The organism is Stenotrophomonas sp. FR024 (assembly GCF_047500745.2).
In the GTDB taxonomy this organism is placed as follows: Bacteria; Pseudomonadota; Gammaproteobacteria; order Xanthomonadales; family Xanthomonadaceae; genus Stenotrophomonas; species Stenotrophomonas maltophilia_A.
In genome coordinates, this window is sequence record NZ_JAXAXM020000003.1 from 163,950 (window position 1) to 179,312 (window position 15,363).

The 15,363-nt window shown below is 66.9% G+C and carries 15 protein-coding genes and 2 riboswitches; of the genes, 10 read left to right on the forward strand and 5 right to left on the reverse strand.

Going from position 1 to position 15,363, the window contains the following annotated elements; genetic code table 11:
• Positions 1 to 234: 234 nt before the first annotated feature.
• Positions 235 to 852, reverse strand: coding sequence for a trimeric intracellular cation channel family protein (locus ACMZ91_RS04805; RefSeq protein WP_005411215.1), 618 nt, complete (start codon positions 850 to 852; stop codon positions 235 to 237).
• A gap of 84 nt (positions 853 to 936) precedes the next feature.
• Positions 937 to 1,040: riboswitch (glycine riboswitch) on the reverse strand.
• Between the two features lie 13 nt (positions 1,041 to 1,053).
• Positions 1,054 to 1,143: riboswitch (glycine riboswitch) on the reverse strand.
• A 40-nt stretch (positions 1,144 to 1,183) separates the two neighbouring features.
• Here ACMZ91_RS04805 and ACMZ91_RS04810 point away from each other — a divergent pair.
• The 3 genes from ACMZ91_RS04810 to ACMZ91_RS04820 all read left to right on the forward strand — a co-directional run bounded on the left by ACMZ91_RS04810 (position 1,184) and on the right by ACMZ91_RS04820 (position 2,443).
• Entirely contained in the window at positions 1,184 to 1,450 is a 267-nt protein-coding gene (locus tag ACMZ91_RS04810; RefSeq protein ID WP_005419660.1) for a GIY-YIG nuclease family protein, read from the forward strand.
• 94 nt (positions 1,451 to 1,544) lie between these two features.
• Entirely contained in the window at positions 1,545 to 1,937 is a 393-nt protein-coding gene (locus ACMZ91_RS04815; RefSeq protein WP_279913387.1) for a hypothetical protein, read from the forward strand.
• Between the two features lie 68 nt (positions 1,938 to 2,005).
• On the forward strand, positions 2,006 to 2,443 hold the full coding sequence (locus ACMZ91_RS04820; RefSeq protein WP_049400992.1) for a nuclear transport factor 2 family protein: 438 nt from the start codon (positions 2,006 to 2,008) through the stop codon (positions 2,441 to 2,443).
• Positions 2,444 to 2,459: 16 nt separating this feature from the next.
• Here the strand turns inward: ACMZ91_RS04820 and ACMZ91_RS04825 are convergent, their stop codons facing one another.
• On the reverse strand, positions 2,460 to 3,071 hold the full coding sequence (locus tag ACMZ91_RS04825; RefSeq protein WP_049400993.1) for a hypothetical protein: 612 nt from the start codon (positions 3,069 to 3,071) through the stop codon (positions 2,460 to 2,462).
• A gap of 130 nt (positions 3,072 to 3,201) precedes the next feature.
• Positions 3,202 to 4,482 (reverse strand): NAD(P)/FAD-dependent oxidoreductase, encoded by a 1,281-nt coding sequence (locus ACMZ91_RS04830; RefSeq protein ID WP_414576820.1) that lies wholly within the window; start codon positions 4,480 to 4,482, stop codon positions 3,202 to 3,204.
• Between the two features lie 123 nt (positions 4,483 to 4,605).
• On the opposite strand from ACMZ91_RS04830, the gene ACMZ91_RS04835 reads away from it, so the two are divergent.
• Together ACMZ91_RS04835 and ACMZ91_RS04840 are read left to right on the forward strand one after the other, a co-directional pair.
• On the forward strand, positions 4,606 to 5,385 hold the full coding sequence (locus ACMZ91_RS04835) for an NYN domain-containing protein (RefSeq protein WP_010481148.1): 780 nt from the start codon (positions 4,606 to 4,608) through the stop codon (positions 5,383 to 5,385).
• A 113-nt stretch (positions 5,386 to 5,498) separates the two neighbouring features.
• Positions 5,499 to 6,119, forward strand: coding sequence for a glutathione S-transferase family protein (locus tag ACMZ91_RS04840; RefSeq protein WP_049461958.1), 621 nt, complete (start codon positions 5,499 to 5,501; stop codon positions 6,117 to 6,119).
• A 194-nt stretch (positions 6,120 to 6,313) separates the two neighbouring features.
• Here the strand turns inward: ACMZ91_RS04840 and ACMZ91_RS04845 are convergent, their stop codons facing one another.
• The gene (locus tag ACMZ91_RS04845) at positions 6,314 to 8,491 is read right to left on the reverse strand and encodes a primosomal protein N' (protein ID WP_189720105.1); all 2,178 of its coding nucleotides are present in this window, start codon (positions 8,489 to 8,491) and stop codon (positions 6,314 to 6,316) included.
• A gap of 412 nt (positions 8,492 to 8,903) precedes the next feature.
• Between ACMZ91_RS04845 and ACMZ91_RS04850 the strand changes: the two genes are divergently transcribed.
• The 4 genes from ACMZ91_RS04850 to sppA all read left to right on the forward strand — a co-directional run bounded on the left by ACMZ91_RS04850 (position 8,904) and on the right by sppA (position 14,121).
• A complete protein-coding gene (locus ACMZ91_RS04850) occupies positions 8,904 to 9,908 on the forward strand; it encodes a hypothetical protein (RefSeq protein WP_197615598.1) in 1,005 nt (334 codons plus the stop codon).
• Complete coding sequence (locus ACMZ91_RS04855; RefSeq protein ID WP_414576823.1) at positions 9,901 to 10,479, forward strand: DUF3106 domain-containing protein; 579 nt, start codon at positions 9,901 to 9,903, stop codon at positions 10,477 to 10,479. Before ACMZ91_RS04850 ends, ACMZ91_RS04855 begins: the two co-directional genes overlap by 8 nt.
• A 239-nt stretch (positions 10,480 to 10,718) precedes the next feature.
• A complete protein-coding gene (locus tag ACMZ91_RS04860; RefSeq protein WP_032129679.1) occupies positions 10,719 to 12,083 on the forward strand; it encodes an MATE family efflux transporter in 1,365 nt (454 codons plus the stop codon).
• A gap of 115 nt (positions 12,084 to 12,198) precedes the next feature.
• On the forward strand, positions 12,199 to 14,121 hold the full coding sequence (gene sppA / locus ACMZ91_RS04865; RefSeq protein ID WP_049400998.1) for a signal peptide peptidase SppA: 1,923 nt from the start codon (positions 12,199 to 12,201) through the stop codon (positions 14,119 to 14,121).
• A 73-nt stretch (positions 14,122 to 14,194) separates the two neighbouring features.
• Here sppA and ACMZ91_RS04870 read toward each other — a convergent pair whose 3' ends face one another.
• Positions 14,195 to 14,407: a hypothetical protein gene (locus tag ACMZ91_RS04870; protein WP_049400999.1), complete on the reverse strand. Its 213-nt coding sequence runs from the start codon at positions 14,405 to 14,407 to the stop codon at positions 14,195 to 14,197.
• Between the two features lie 111 nt (positions 14,408 to 14,518).
• Here ACMZ91_RS04870 and ACMZ91_RS04875 point away from each other — a divergent pair, with 111 nt between their 5' ends.
• Entirely contained in the window at positions 14,519 to 15,295 is a 777-nt protein-coding gene (locus ACMZ91_RS04875; protein ID WP_049461960.1) for an SDR family oxidoreductase, read from the forward strand.
• Positions 15,296 to 15,363: the final 68 nt, after the last annotated feature.

A 15,363-nucleotide genomic window follows, 5' to 3' on the forward strand; every position in this document is an offset into this window, starting at 1 on the left:
TCACGGCACCACGGGCAGCGGGGAGGGAGTTGTCTGGCGGGGCCGCGGGCGCGGCGTGGCTGGATGCCGTCGCGGCAGCGACGGGGTGACAATGGTAGCCAATCACCCCGGCCAATGCCGCATGACCATGGTCATGCAACGCATTCGGTAGTGCCGGCCGCTGGCCGGCAACCTGCCGGAATCTGCGGGCGTGTGCCGTGTTGCCGGCCAGCGGCCGACACTACCGACAAACAATCAATGCACTTCGTCGTGATAGACGAACTTCGGCATTTCCCAGCGGTAGTGGATCGCCAGCAGGCGCAGCGCGAAGCCGCCGCCGAGGCAGCACAGGATCGCGGTGGCGTCGGCCACGCCCCAGTGCAGCAGCAACAGGTAGGCCGCGCCGGTCAGCAGCGCGATGATCGCGTACAGCTCCTTCTGGAAGATCAGCGGCACCTCGTTGCAGAGAATGTCGCGCAGCACGCCGCCGAACGCGCCGGTCAGCATGCCGGCGATCAGCACGATCGGCATGGCATGGCCGGCCTCGCGCGCGATCGAACAGCCGATCAGGGTGAAGGCGATCAGGCCCAGGCCATCGAGCACCAGGAAGGTGCGGCGGAAGTGGTGCATCCAGCGCGCCACCCAGGTGGCGATCAGCGCCGCGCACACGGTGAATCCCAGGTACTCGGGATGCTTCACCCAGCCCAGCGGGTAGTGGCCGAGCAGGATGTCGCGCAGCGAACCGCCCCCGAGGGCGGTGACGCAGGCGATCATGACCACCCCGAACAGGTCCATGCGGCGACGGCCGGCGGACAGCGCGCCGGTCATGGCTTCGGCGGAAATGGCGATCAGGTAGATGATGGACAGCAGCATGGGACAGGCTCCGGGCGCGGTGGGGCCGGCCATGCGCGACTACCGCCACTGCCTGCGCAATGACGGGATGACGATGACCGGTGCCGCTCCCGCTGTCCTTTTGCCTGAGAGTTCAGCGGCGTTGGCCGCGTGCCCCTTCGGCGGATCGTCCCGGGCGTGCCCGGTGACCTCTCTCCAGCTCGGCGAGTCGAATGCATGGTTGGTGGGATTCCAGCCCACCGGCCTGAGCGATCATGGGAGCCTGCGCCTTCGGCGGGCGCCAGCGCGGCGCCTCTCTCCTGCATTCGGGCGCCAGTATATCCGCTGCAGTGCAGCACGGCATAATCGGGGCATGGCCCCGTCCCTCCGCCCGTGGTTCCTGTACCTGCTCGAATGCCGCGATGGCAGCTATTACGCCGGCATCAGCACCGACGTGGACGCGCGTTTCGCCGCCCACCAGGCCGGCAAGGGCGCGCGCTACACCCGGGCCCGGCCGCCGCTGCGCGTGCTGGCCGTGCGCGAGTACCCGGACCGGGCCGCCGCCTCCCGCGCCGAATGGCAGCTCAAGCAACAGCCGCGCGAACGCAAACTGGCCTGGCTGCAGGCCCCGGTCCTGTAGATCCACGCCATGCGTGGATGGTGTGCTGGGCCATGCCATCATCGCCACATCCATCGACACAGGAAGCGGTCCGATGAAATCCTGCTGGATGCTGATGTTGACGTTCTGTATCCCCCTGTCGGCCTGCGCCCAGACTCCGCCACCGCTGCAGCACGGGCAGATCGGCAGCGCCGCCGAACTGGCCGCACAGCGCGGCCCGGACACGCCCGAGCCCATCCACCTGCGCCGCGACCAGGTGCCGCCCGATCTGGTCGACCTGATCCCGCTGGCCGAAAAATGGGGCATCGGCGATGACCTGCTGCGCGATGAGATGCAGGAACATGCCACCGACGCGGAAAAGCGCGCGATAGCTGATGCGCTGAAGCATCGGCATGCGCGCATCTCCGCCTGGCTCGACAGTTTCCCGCAGGGCCAGCCGATGACCGACGAAGCGGCCGCGTTCCTGTACATGCAGCTGAGCGTCGACGAAATGGGCCTGATGCAGTAGATCCACGCCATGCGTGGATGCGGCTTGCCCATGCGATGATCGCCCCGCGCCCAGAGCCGGAGACCCGGATGTCCACGATTGCCCTGCTGTTCGCTCTTTCCGCAGCAACGAGCCCTGCCGCCGACCCGGCCACCATCGCGGCCATCGAAGCCACCTGCCACGATTACGTCGACGGCCAGCTGGAGGCCGACCCGCAGCGCGTCGCCCGCTCCCTGCACCCGGACCTGGCCAAGCGCGCGGTGCTCGGCGATACACCCGACGAACGCCTGGGCCTGCGCCGCATGTCGAAGGAAGAGCTGGTCGCGTTGACGAAGCAGGGCGCGCTGAAGACCCCGAAGGATCAATGGGACCGCCGCTGCACGGTGCTGGACGTGACCGGCAACGCCGCCTCGGTGCGGCTGGAAACCCCGTGGTTCGTCGACTACTTCCACATGGGCCGCTTCGACCAGCGCTGGGTCATCGTCAATGCACTGTGGTACCCGAAGCCGAAGGCAGACGTTCGCTAGCTGTTGATAGTTAAGTTCACGACAGATTTATATTCTTCGGCAACCCTGTCGTAAGTGTGTAACTGATTCCACGATCGTCGAACTCCTTCTGAATCCAAAGAGTTGTCTTCATTGTCAATGTAACGCACATGATGAATAGCTTTTTTGGATTGCCGGAGTTCCAACTGTGAGTCTGCTTCGCCAAGCGACCTTGCGGATCGATGCCGGAGCTCTCAATGACGAAACTAGAGCAGCTGTTGACAGGATGTTCTGGTGCTGCGTTATCGATCAGAGCTGAAAGCGACTCAACGTCATTGGCCGCCATGTTGTACTTGAGTCGATGGGAGTATCTGTTTCTTGCAGTATTTAACTTGTCCAGGGCTTTGAAGATTCCGATCTCAAGGCCGAGATTCCTGGCAATCGCTAGCTTCGTTTTGAATGGAACGAAGTCTATGCCTGCAAATAAGTCATCTGTGTAGGTGCGCTTTGAACACCAGATGTTGATGAACTCCTCCATGATCAAATGGAATTTCAAAGCCACCGCCGCTTCATCGTGAGAATTGAGCATCGAAAGCAGAGTGGCTTGATCAAATATTTCCGCGAAATCACCCCCGACTTCGACGTACTTGTCTGATGATGTGGTTTCCATATCTATCCTCTTCAGTGATTCATCAGTTGCTCAGTGCCTCGTGCTTCGATTGGATCGACTCTGAGACGACATGTCAGAAGAACATGTCATTCCATCTACGGGCCGGTGATGGCCGCCAAAAGTGCAGACCCTATCGCCTCGGTCGCCGGTCTTCCTGGTCATCACCAAAGATGATGCGCGCGCTGCGCTGGTAGCTCCAGTACGCCACGGCCCAGTTCAGCAGCACCACGATGCGGTTGCGGAAGCCGATCAGGAAGAACACGTGTGCGGCCAGCCAGAACCACCAGGCGAGGACGCCCGAGATTTGCAGCCTGCCCAGGTGCACGATGGCGGCCATGCGGCCGATGGTGGCCAGGTTGCCGAAGTCGGCGTACTTGAACGGCCCCGGTGCGGCCTTGCCATGCAGGCGCGCGCGGAGCACCTCGGCCACGTACTTGCCCATCTGCTTGGCGGCGGGCGCAACGCCGGGTACCGGCTTGCCATTGGCCTGGTTCAGTGCGGCCAGGTCACCGGCCACGAACAGCTCGGGGTGCCCAGGCAGGGTGAGGTCGGGTTGCACCTGCACGCGTCCAGCGCGGTCCAGTGGCACCTCCAGGGTGCGCGCCAGCGGTGAAGCGGCCACGCCGGCGGCCCACACCACGGTGCGGGCCGGCACGAACTGATCGCCGAGCTTGAAGCCCTGGCTGTCGATGTCGCTCACCGGGGTACCGGTCAGCACCTCCACGCCCAGTTTTTCCAGTTGCCGCCGTGCCTTCAGCGAAAGCACTTCCGGGAACGAAGACAACACGCGCGGGCCGGCTTCGACCAGCCGCACCTTGGCGCTGGCCGGATCGATATGGCGGAACTCGTTGCGCAGCGTATGCCGCGCGATTTCGGCCAGGGTGCCGGCCAGTTCAACACCGGTGGGGCCGCCGCCGACCACGGCGAAGCTCAACCACGCCGCTTTCTTCGCCGGGTCCGGCTCGGCCTCGGCGCGCTCGAACGCCAGCAGCAGCTTGCGGCGCAGTGCGATGGCATCGTCCAGCGTCTTCAGCCCGGGCGCATCATCGGCCCATTGGTCGTTGCCGAAGTAGGCGTGGGTGGCGCCGGTAGCCAGCAGCAGGCTGTCGTAGTCCAGCGTGCTGCCATCGGCCATGCGGATCTGGCGGGCCTGCTTGTCGATGGTCACCACTTCGCCGAGGCGGACTTCCACATTGCGCTGGTGGCCGAGGATGTGGCGCAGCGGCGCGGCGATGTCCGGCGCGGACAGGCCGGCGGTGGCCACCTGGTACAGCAGTGGCTGGAAGAGATGGTGGTTGCGGCGGTCGACCAGGGTGATGCGTATGCGCTCGCGGGCCAGGGCACGGGTGGCCCAGAGGCCGGCAAAACCGCCGCCGACAACGACCAGATGGGGAACGCGCTCGCGACTCATCGACTCACTCCAGTGGGGGCATTGGGGGAAGCGCCTGGCATCTTCGCACGATGGCGCCCTGTCACGTCAGCGCCCGCATGGATCGGCGATACTCGGGTTCAGGCAACCGCCCGTGAGGAGCCCATGAGCGAACCGGAAAAGCGCATCGCCCTGTTGATCGACGCCGACAACGCGCCGGCCTCGAAGATCGACGAGGTCCTGGCTGAAGTCGCCCGCTACGGCGTGGCCAACGTGCGCCGCGCCTATGGCAACTGGAAGAGCCCACGGTTGAAGGGATGGGAGGCGGTGCTGCACGAGTACGCGATCCGCCCGATCCAGCAGTTCGCCTACAGCAAAGGCAAGAACGCGTCGGACATGGCGATGGTGATCGATGCCATGGACCTGCTGTACGCGCGCAATCTGGATGGCTTCGCGATCGTGTCCAGCGATGCCGATTTCACCCCGATGGTGATGCGCCTGCTGACCGATGGCGTGAAGGTGTATGGCTTCGGCGAGAAGAAAACCCCGGAGCCGTTCGTCAACGCGTGCTCGAAGTTCACCTATCTGGAAGCGCTGGGCCAGACCCATGCCAGCGTGCCGGATACCGAACAGGCGTCCAGCGAACAGGCATCGAACGAGCCCGTGGCCAACGACGATGCGCGTCCACGCAAGAGCGGCGCGGAAATGCGCAGCGATACGCGGCTGGTGAAGATGCTGCGCCGTGCGGTGTCCTCGGCCGAGGGCGAGGATGGCTGGTCGCACCTTGGCCCGGTCGGCAGCCAGATCGGCAACCAGGCGTCGTTCGACCCGCGCAACTACGGCTACGGCAAGCTCAGTGACCTGCTGGCGGCGATCGGGCTGTTCGAGCTGAAGAAGGACGGCAAGTCCTCCTACGTGCGCGCGCTGCCGAAGAAAAACCGGTAGTGCCGGCCGCTGGCCGGCAGCGCGCAGATGCCCGATTCCACATCCGCCACCCACACACCCACTCCGATCAGGCGTATCGTTGCCGCTCGCATTGCCAGCAAGGAAAAACCCGCATGTTGAAGATCTGGGGCCGCCGCAATTCCAGCAACGTCCGCAAGGTGCTGTGGTGCGCCGAGGAAATCGGCCTGCCGTACGAATCCATCGAGGTTGGTGGCAGCCATGGCGGCACGCAGACGCCGGAGTACCTGGCGATGAATCCCAACAGCCTGGTGCCGGTGATCGAAGACCATGGCCTGCCGCTGTGGGAATCGAATGCCATCGTGCGCTACCTGAGCGCGCGCTACGCGCTGGGCACGCTGTACGCCGAAGACCCGATGGAACGCGCCCAGGCCGAGAAGTGGATGGACTGGAGCACCTCGCGCATGGCGCCGCTGTACACCGACCTGATCTGGGGCATCATGCGCACCGCCCCAGCTGACCGCGACGAAGCGCGCATCAATGCCGCCATCGTGCGTGCCGGTGACTACCTGGCGATGGCCGATGCCACGTTGGCCAGACAGCCGTGGCTGTCGGGCGAGACGTTCGCGATGGGTGACATCCCGCTGGGCTCGCTGATCTATGCCTGGTTCGAACTGCCCATCCAGCGCCCGGACCTGCCGCACCTGGCCGACTGGTACGCCCGCCTGCGCGAACGCCCGGCCTACCAGCGCGGCGTGATGTCGCCGCTGACCTGAGGGGTAGCGCCGGGCCATGCCCGGCGAGCGTGGTATGCGGAGGACCGCCGGGCATGGCCCGGCGCTAGCGTTCGTCTGCCTCAATACAGATCCGTCGGGTCCATACGGACCGACGGTAGAGTCGAGCTTGCTCGACTGTTTCTGGCGCACGGCAGTCGAGCAAGCTCGACTCTACGCAGCATTGGGCAGCGCCCTCAATACAGATCCGTCGGATCCACATCCAGCGACCAGCGCACCTTGCGTGCCTCCGGCAGCGCATACAGCTGCGGCACCAGCTGGGCCAGCACGCCATGCAGCGGTGGCCGCTGCAGCGCGGACAGCAGCAGCTGGGTGCGCTGGTAGCCGGCACGCCGCGGCATTGGCGCCGGCATCGGCCCGTAGGCCTCGACCACATTCTGTTCCCCCAGCAGTTGCCGCGCCGCCAGCAGGAACGCATTGGCATGCTCGACCTGCTGTGCCTCGGCGCGCATCAGTGCCAGATGCGCGAACGGCGGGAATCCGGCGGCCTGGCGCTGGTTCAACTCGGCCTGCGCGAACGGGTGGTAGCCACCGCTCACCAGGGTTTCCAGCAGCGGATGCCCGGGGTGATGGGTCTGCAGCCAGACCTCGCCGGGATCGCGTGCACGGCCGGCGCGGCCAGCGACCTGGATCAGCTGCTGTGCCAGTTTTTCACTGGCACGGAAGTCGGCCGAGAACAGCCCTTCGTCGATGCCCACCACCACCACCAGTGTCAGCTTCGGCAGGTCGTGGCCCTTGGCCAGGATCTGCGTGCCGACCAGGATGCCGGGTTGGTCGCCCAGCCTCGCCAGCTGCTGTTCCAGTGCGTCGCGTCGTGAGGTGGTGCCGCGGTCGATGCGCACCACCGGAAAATCGGCGAAGGCGGCGGTGAGGTGCTCTTCCAGGCGTTCGGTGCCGATGCCCTGCGGCTGCAGCGCCAGGCTGCCGCAGGCCGGGCATGCCAGCGGCGCCGGTTGCCGCGCACCGCAGTGGTGGCACTGCAGCCGGCGGCCGCCACCATGCACGGTCATCGGTGCATCGCAGCGGTTGCACGGTGCGGTCCAGCCGCAGTCGTGGCACAGCAGCACCGGCGCATAGCCACGGCGGTTCTTGAACACCAGCACCTGCTGGCCACGCTGCAGGTGCTCGCCGATGCCGGCCAGAACATCGGCCGAGAGGCCATCGTGCAATGGCCGTTTGCGCACATCGAGGATGCGCACGCGCGGTGGCCGTGCATCGCCGGCACGCTGCTTCAGGCGCAGGTGGGTGTAGCGCCCAGCGTAGGCGTTGTGCAGGGTTTCCAGCGAGGGCGTGGCACTGCCCAGCAGCACCGGGATGCCCAAGGCCTTGGCCCGCACCAGGGCGAAATCGCGCGCGTGGTAGCGGATGCCGTCCTGCTGCTTGTAGCTGCCGTCATGTTCCTCGTCGATGATCAGCAGACCGGCCTGCGGCAGCGGCGTGAACACTGCCGAGCGGGTGCCGACAATGACGCGTGCTTCACCACGTGAGGCGGCTGCCCAGACGCGAGCGCGCTCGTTATCGTTCAAGCCCGAATGCAGCGCATGCACGGCGATGCCGAGGCGGCCGCGGAAGCGTGCCAGGGTCTGCGGAGTCAGGCCGATTTCCGGCACCAGCACCAGCGCCTGCCTGCCCTGTGCCAGGCAATGGATGATCGCCTGCAGGTAGACCTCGGTCTTGCCGCTGCCGGTCACGCCATCCAGCAGGAAAGGCTGGAAGCCGTCGGCGGCGTTGATCGCAGTCACGGCCTCGGCCTGGTCCGGGTTGAGCGTGGGCCCGGGCAGCGGCTGCGCATGCTGCGGTGCCACCGTCATCGCCACGCGCTCGGCCAGTGCACGCTTGGCCAGACTGCGTGCGGCGGTGCGCCAGTCCTCCATGCGTTCGCCCAGTACGTCTTCATCCACCACGGCCTCGGCCAGCAGTTCGGCCAGCTGCCGCGGGCGGCTGCCGGCGCGCAGCTTCCCGCGCTGGGCATGGCCTTCGGGTGTCAGTTGCCAGCCCCAGTGATGGGTGTCGGGCAGGGCCTCGCCGTGGCGCAGCGGGCCGGGCAGGGCGGTGCTGAGTACTTCGCCCAACGGCGCGTGGGTGTAGCGCGCCAGCCACTGCAGGCTCTGCCACAGCTCACCCTGCAGCAGCGGCTGCGGGTCGCACCAGGCCAACGCCTGGCGGAGTCCCTGGCCGTCGTCGGTCTGGCCGTGTCCCACCACCACACCGACCAGCTCACGGTTGCCGAACGGCACCTTCAGGCGGCAGCCGACCGCAACCGTGGGGGCCACGCCCTCCGGCGACAGGTAGTCGAACAGGCGGGGCAGGGGGACGGGCAGGGCGACCTGCAGGGTCGGAATCGGTGAAAGCATCGGGCCAGTGTACCGGGCCATGCGCGCGCGAATGGCGGAGTGGGCGGCGGCGGGGCGGGGTCCGTTGAATCATAAATGTCACCTAAATATCGGTGTCCATTGGAGATTCAGTCTTATCCACATGTTCTGTGGATAACGCTGTGCGTTACCGGTCGGCGGGCGCGCAGGAGGCCGATGGCGACGGCCTCACGCTCGGGTTGGTCAAAAAATCGCCATACTTTAAAATCCATCAAAATCAATGATTTAAGTGTGAAACAATGCTGAAACAGAGTGAATTCAGCTGGATGCCACAGTTTCCTGCGCAGGCAGCGTGGTGCTGTGCACAACCTGCAGCACGAAGTGCCTGTGGGCGCAAGTCCTACGGGCGCCGATGGCCTGCCGCTATCATGCGGGCAGACCTTTGGAGTGATCGATGACGGCTGTGCCCGCCCCTGTTTCCTCGACCGCGGCCGGCGCGCTGTCGGCGTTCCTGCGAGGTGTTGAACGCCGCGCCCTGGTGGTGGCTGAACTGCAGTGCGGCGATGCTGCCCGGGCCGAACAGACACTGGTGGCGGTGATGCGCGCGTTTGCGGCGGTCGCCAGTGACCTGCCGATGGCGCAGTGGCCAACCCGCTTCTGGACCCTGCTGGGCCAGCGCCAGGCGCTGCGTGAGCCGGTGGGCGGCCAGTGGGAGTCGCCGCTTGCCGCCTTGGGCCAGATGGGACCGTTGCCGCGCCTGGCGCTGTTGCTGCGGGTGGGCGGCAGCCTGGATGAAGGTATCGCCACGCGCGTGCTCGACCAGGACGAAGCCGGCTACCAGCAGTTGCTGGCCGATGCCTGCCCGCGTGACGCGCACGGCCAGCCCGACGCCTCGGCCTGGCGCCAGCTGGCCGAACAGGTGCAGCTGCGCATCCGCGATCTGCCCGTCAAACGCCTGCAGCAGCTGCAACAGCCGGCCGCACCGACGAACAGCAGTGAAGCGCCGACCTCCAGCTGGCGCACCCCGCAGCGCGACGAGCGGGCTGCAGCCACTGGCAAGCGCCGCCGCGCCAATGCCAAGCCGCGCTGGCGCGGTCCGTTGATCCTGCTGATAACCGTGGTGGTACTGCTGGCCGCCGCGCTGGGCTGGCGCCATTGGCAGGGACATTCGTTCGGCAGCGACGCACCGCTGCCGGAAGGCGTGGTTGGTGAGGCGGGTCCCGTCACGGTGGAAGCACTGCCGCCGAGCAAGGTCAATGCCACGCCGGACGCGACCCCTGCGCAGGCGACGGACGACGCCACGATGCTGGCCGACCGCGACTATCCGCTGGTGGCCGATGCCGATCTGTATGCGTGGACCGCCGCGGGCGGCCCGCTGCCGGTGGACGAGTCGCAATCCAAGCCGAGCCGGCCGGAGCCGGCCAGCGCCACGCTGGAAACCGCTGCTGCCGATGAATAAGACCGTATTCGCCAGCCTGCTGCTGGCCCTGCCGTTGTCGCTGTCCGCCGCGCCGCAGACCTTGAACGTGCCGCTGCCGCCGCCAGTGCCGGGCAGTTCACCGGTGGCCCCGGCCACCACAGGTACGGCGCCCGCTGCGTTCGCCCAGCTCGATGCCCAGCAGCAGCGCCAGCGCCGCGCCGACTACGCCGCATGGCGGGCATTGCCGGAGGGCGAGCGTGAGCGGATCCGTCAGGCCGCTGCGCGATTCAATGCGTTGCCGGCCGACCAGCAGCAGCGCCTGCGGCAGCAGTTCCAGGCGCAGGACCAGGCCTTCCGCGAAGGCTGGCGGCTGGGCCCGCAGCTGGGCCTGGAGTTCCCCAAGCTGCACGGCCTGTTCGGCTTCGTGCCGCCGGAACAGCGCGAGGCCGCGCTGGCCGTGCTGCGCCAGCTCAGCCCGGCGCAGCTGGCCCAACTGACCCTGGTGGCACAGCGCACGCCACCGCAGGAGCGCGACAAGGTCCGCGGCGCGTTCCTCGCGGTGCCGCCGGCCGAGCGCGATACCTGGCTCAAGCGCCAGGCTGGGCAGTAGAAAGAAAAGGGGACGGAGGGGATTAAGTCGTATTCGGCACAGTCGGGCTTGAAACGACTTAATCCCCTCCGTCCCCTTTTTCTGTTCGTAACGTGATCGCAACGCGTGATGCCGGGGCCTGCCGGAACCCAGCATTCACGCCATGTCATGGGAATGCGCGCGCTGCACGCGTAAGATGGCGGCCCGCAACCCGGTGCCTGTGCCCTTCGCGCGCAACCGTAGTTCGCGTCAAGCACCTTATGTCTACTGCAACCTCCACGCCGCGCTTCAGCAAGGAAGTCGGCGCTACCGGTCTGCTCGCCCTGCCGCTTGTGCTCGGGCATGTGTCCACCGGTCTGATCTCCTTCGTCGACAACGTCATTGCCGGCCACCACGCCACGGCGACCCTGGCCGCGGTGACCATCGGCACCGCCCTGCTGTGGCTGCCGATGCTGATCCCGATCGGCACCCTGATCTCGCTCACCGCCTCGGTGTCGCAGCTGCATGGCGCCGGCCGCGAGCGCGAGATCGGCCCGCTGTTCCGCCAGGCACTGTGGCTGGCGCTGGGCCTGGGCCTGATCATGTTCACCTTCCTCACCGTGGTGCCGCCGCTGCTGCCTGCGTTCGGCATCGCACCGGACATCGTGCCGGGGGCCACCGCGTTCCTGCATGCGGTGCGCTGGGGCGGACCTGCGCTGACCCTGTACTTCTGCATGCGCTATCTCAGCGAGGGCATGCACTGGACGCTGCCGACCATGCTGCTCGGCTTCGGTGGCCTGCTGGTGCTGGCACCGATGGGCTACGTGCTGGCCAACGGCAAGCTCGGCTTCCCGGAAATGGGCGCCGAGGGCCTGGGCATCGCTTCGGCGGTGATGATGTGGCTGCAGGCGATCGCCTTCGCCACCTACCTGTGGTTCACCAAGCGCTTTGCCCACCTGCAGCTGTTCTCGCACTTCGAAGGACCGCGCTGGAAGGCGATCTGGGACCTGCTGCGCACTGGCCTGCCGATCGGCATCACCGTGCTGATGGAGGGCGGCCTGTTCATCGTCACCGCGCTGCTGATCGGCCGCCTTGGTGCCAATGAAGCGGCCGCGCACCAGATTGCGATCAACGTCGCCCAGCTGTGCTTCATGATCCCGATGGGCGTGGCCGAGGCCACCACCGTGCGCGTCGGGCATGCGGTCGGCCGTGGCGATGGCTTCGGCGTGCGGCGCGCGGCCTGGGCCGGCTACGCGATCATCATGGGTACGCAGACGTTGTCGGCAGCGGTGCTGCTGTTCGGCCATGACGCCATCGTCGGTGTCTACACCAACGACCTGGCGGTGGCCGGCCTGGCCTCCACCCTGCTGCTGTACGCGGCCACCTTCCAGTTCCCGGATGGCATCCAGGTGCTGTCGGCCGGCGCGCTGCGCGGGCTGAAGGACACCCGCGTGCCGATGTTCATCGCCATGTTCGCGTACTGGGGCCTGGGCATGCCGCTCGGCGCCGGGCTCGGCCTGGGCCTGGGCATGGGCCCGCAGGGCATGTGGATCGGCCTGATCGTCGGCCTGACCGCCGCCGCCATCCTGATGGGCTGGCGCCTGCGTCGCAGCAGCCTGCGCATCGGCCAATCGATGTTGTCCTGATCGTCCCGCCCGCCCTGCCGACCCATGGCGGGCGATCCCCTGACTTGTGTCCGATGCCGCATCACACGGCACCGGCTATGCTGGCACCACGGCAAGAAGCCATCCGGAGCGTTCCATGAATCAACCCGTGCCCCCGCTGCCCCCGGCGCGTCGCAACCCCGTCGCCAGTTTCTTCATCGGGCTGTGGGACGTCATGAACTTCACCCGCCGGTTGATCCTCAACCTGGTGTTCTTCGGCCTGCTGTTCCTGCTGCTGGTGATGTTCGTCATCGCCGCCGGCATGGGCGCCGGTGCCAGCAAATCGCTGCAGGACCGCACGACCCTGGTGATCGCGCCGGAAGGCCGCCTGGTCGAGCAGTTCAGCGCTGACCCGGTCAGCCGCGCGCTGGCCAAGGCGGTGGGCGACAACGGTGCCGAAGAGATCCAGCTGCGCGACCTGCTGCGGGTGATCGAGTCGGCCAAGGAAGACAAGAAGATCGAGCGCGTGGTGCTGGAGCTGGACAAGCTGCAGCCGTCGGGCTTCGCTTCGCTGCGTGAAGTGGCCGCGGCACTGCAGGACCTGCGTGCGTCCGGCAAGCAGCTGGTGGCCTACAGCGAGAGCATGGGCCAGTCGCAGTACCTGCTGGCCGCACAGGCCGACGAGGTCTACCTGGACCCGATGGGGTCGGTGGTGCTCGAGGGCCTGGGCCGCTACCGCCAGTACTTCCGCACCGGCCTGCAGGACAAGCTGGGTGTGGACGTGCACCTGTTCAAGGTGGGCGAGTACAAGTCCGCCGCCGAACCCTACGTGCTCGACGCCGCTTCGCCGGCCTCCAAGGAAGCCGACCTGTTCTGGATGAACGACGTGTGGCAGCGCTACCTGGGCGACATCGCCAAGGCCCGCCGCCTGGATCCGGCACAGCTGGCCGCCGGCATCGACACGCTGCCGGAAGGCATCGCCGCTGCCGGTGGTGACCTGGCCAAGTTCGCCCTGCAGCAGAAGCTGGTGACGTCGCTGAAGACCCGCGAGGAATTCGAGGATCTGATGATCGAGCGCGGCGTGGCTGACGACGATGCCGACGGTGGTTTCCGCAACATCGACTTCGGCTCCTACCTGGGCCAGCTCGATGCGCGCCGCAACCCGGTCGACAGCCGTCCGCAGGTGGCGGTGGTGGTGGCTGCCGGCGAAATCAGCGGTGGCGACCTGCCGGCCGGCCGCATCGGTGGCGAATCGACCTCGGCGCTGCTGCGTGCCGCGCGTGACGACGAGAACGTGAAGGCCGTGGTGCTGCGCGTGGATTCGCCGGGTGGTGAAGTGTTCGCCTCCGAGCAGATCCGCCGCGAAGTGGTGGCCCTGCAGGCCGCCGGCAAGCCGGTGGTGGTGTCGATGGGCGACCTGGCCGCCTCCGGTGGCTACTGGATCAGCATGAATGCCGATCGCATCTATGCCGATCCGTCGACCATCACCGGTTCGATCGGCATCTTCGGCATGGTGCCGAACTTCAGCCGCGCGCTGGACAAGATCGGCGTGCACACCGACGGTGTCGGCACCACCCGTTTCGCCGGTGCGTTCGATGTCACCCGCCCGATGGATCCGGCCGTGGGCCAGGTCATCCAGTCGGTGATCAACAAGGGTTACGCCGACTTCACCGGTCGCGTCGCCGACGCCCGCAAGAAGCCGGTCGAGGCCGTCGACGAAGTGGCCCGTGGACGCGTGTGGAGCGGTGCGCAGGCCAAGGAACGTGGCCTGGTCGATGCCTTCGGTGGCCTGAAGGATGCGGTGGCCGATGCCGCCAGCCGCGCCAAGCTGGGCAAGGCTGATGCCTACCGCGTGCGTTACATCGAGAAGGCGGCAACGCCGTTCGCGCAGTTCGTCAGCGGTTTCGCCGGCAGCCGTGCAGGTGCCTGGATGCTGTCCGACTCGGGCATGGCGCGGATGGTGCTGGCGCGCACGATGCCCGAAGTGGATACGCAGCTGCGATTTGTCGAGAACGCGGCCCGCGAGAAGGGCAACGGCACGCCGGTGAAGGCGCTGGCGTACTGCTTCTGCGGGTTCTGATCGGAGGCCATCCACGCACGGCGTGGATCTACTGGAAGCGCCCGGCCTCGGCCGGGCGTTTTCGTCTGCGGGGTTACTGCGTCGCGTCGGCTTCCGCCTTGCGCTCACGCGCGGCGGCATCGTCCACGGTCTTCTGCACGCCCTTGGCGCGGTCCAGCGGTTCGTTGATTGCGCGCGACATCGCCCGGGGCACCGGTGGCTTTTCCGGGTTCGGCGCCGGTGGGCGCTGGCAGCCCGCCAGCAGCGCGGTGGCCAGCAGGGACGTGGACAGGATCAGGATGCGCATGGCGGCACTCCGTGATGGGCGTGCGGGCAGTGTCGCATCCTCGGCAGGGGGCGGCCGTGAGCGCGTATCCTTGCCGCATCGAAACACAGCGGGCGCGGCCCGGGAGAACACATGACCCAGCAACGGTGGCGCCTGGACGGCCAGACCGCCCTGATCACCGGCGCCAGCGCCGGCATCGGCCTGGCCATCGCGCATGAACTGGCTGGCTTCGGCGCCGATCTGATGATCGTCGGCCGTGATATCGACATGCTGGAGACCGCGCGCGACGAACTGCTGGACGTGTATCCGCAGATGCAGGTGCATGCGCTGGCCGCCGATGTCTCAGACGACGAGGACCGCCGCCAGATCCTGGACTGGGTGGAGGACCATAGTGATGGCCTGCACATCCTGGTCAACAACGCCGGCGGCAATGTCACCAAGGCGGCCACGGAGTATTCCGAGGACGAATGGCGGAAGATCTTCGAGACCAACCTGTTCTCGGCCTTCGAGCTGTCGCGCTATGCACATCCGTTGCTGGCACGCCACGCGTCGTCATCCATCGTCAACGTCGGCAGCGTGTCCGGCCTGACCCATGTGCGCAGCGGCGTGGTCTACGGCATGACCAAGGCGGCGATGCATCAGATGACCCGCAACCTGGCCGTCGAGTGGGCCGAGGATGGCATCCGGGTCAACGCGGTGGCGCCGTGGTACATCCGCACGCGGCGCACGTCCGGTCCGTTGGCGGACCCGGACTACTACGAGGAAGTGATCAACCGCACGCCGATGCGTCGTATCGGCGAGCCGGAGGAAGTGGCCGCAGCCGTGGGCTTCCTGTGCCTGCCGGCGGCCGGCTATGTGACCGGCGAGTGCATCGCGGTGGACGGCGGTTTCCTGCGCTACGGGTTCTGATCTTTCAGCAGGTAGTGCCGGCCGCTGGCCGGCAACTGCAACCATCTGAAGATCCTGTGGTTGCCGGC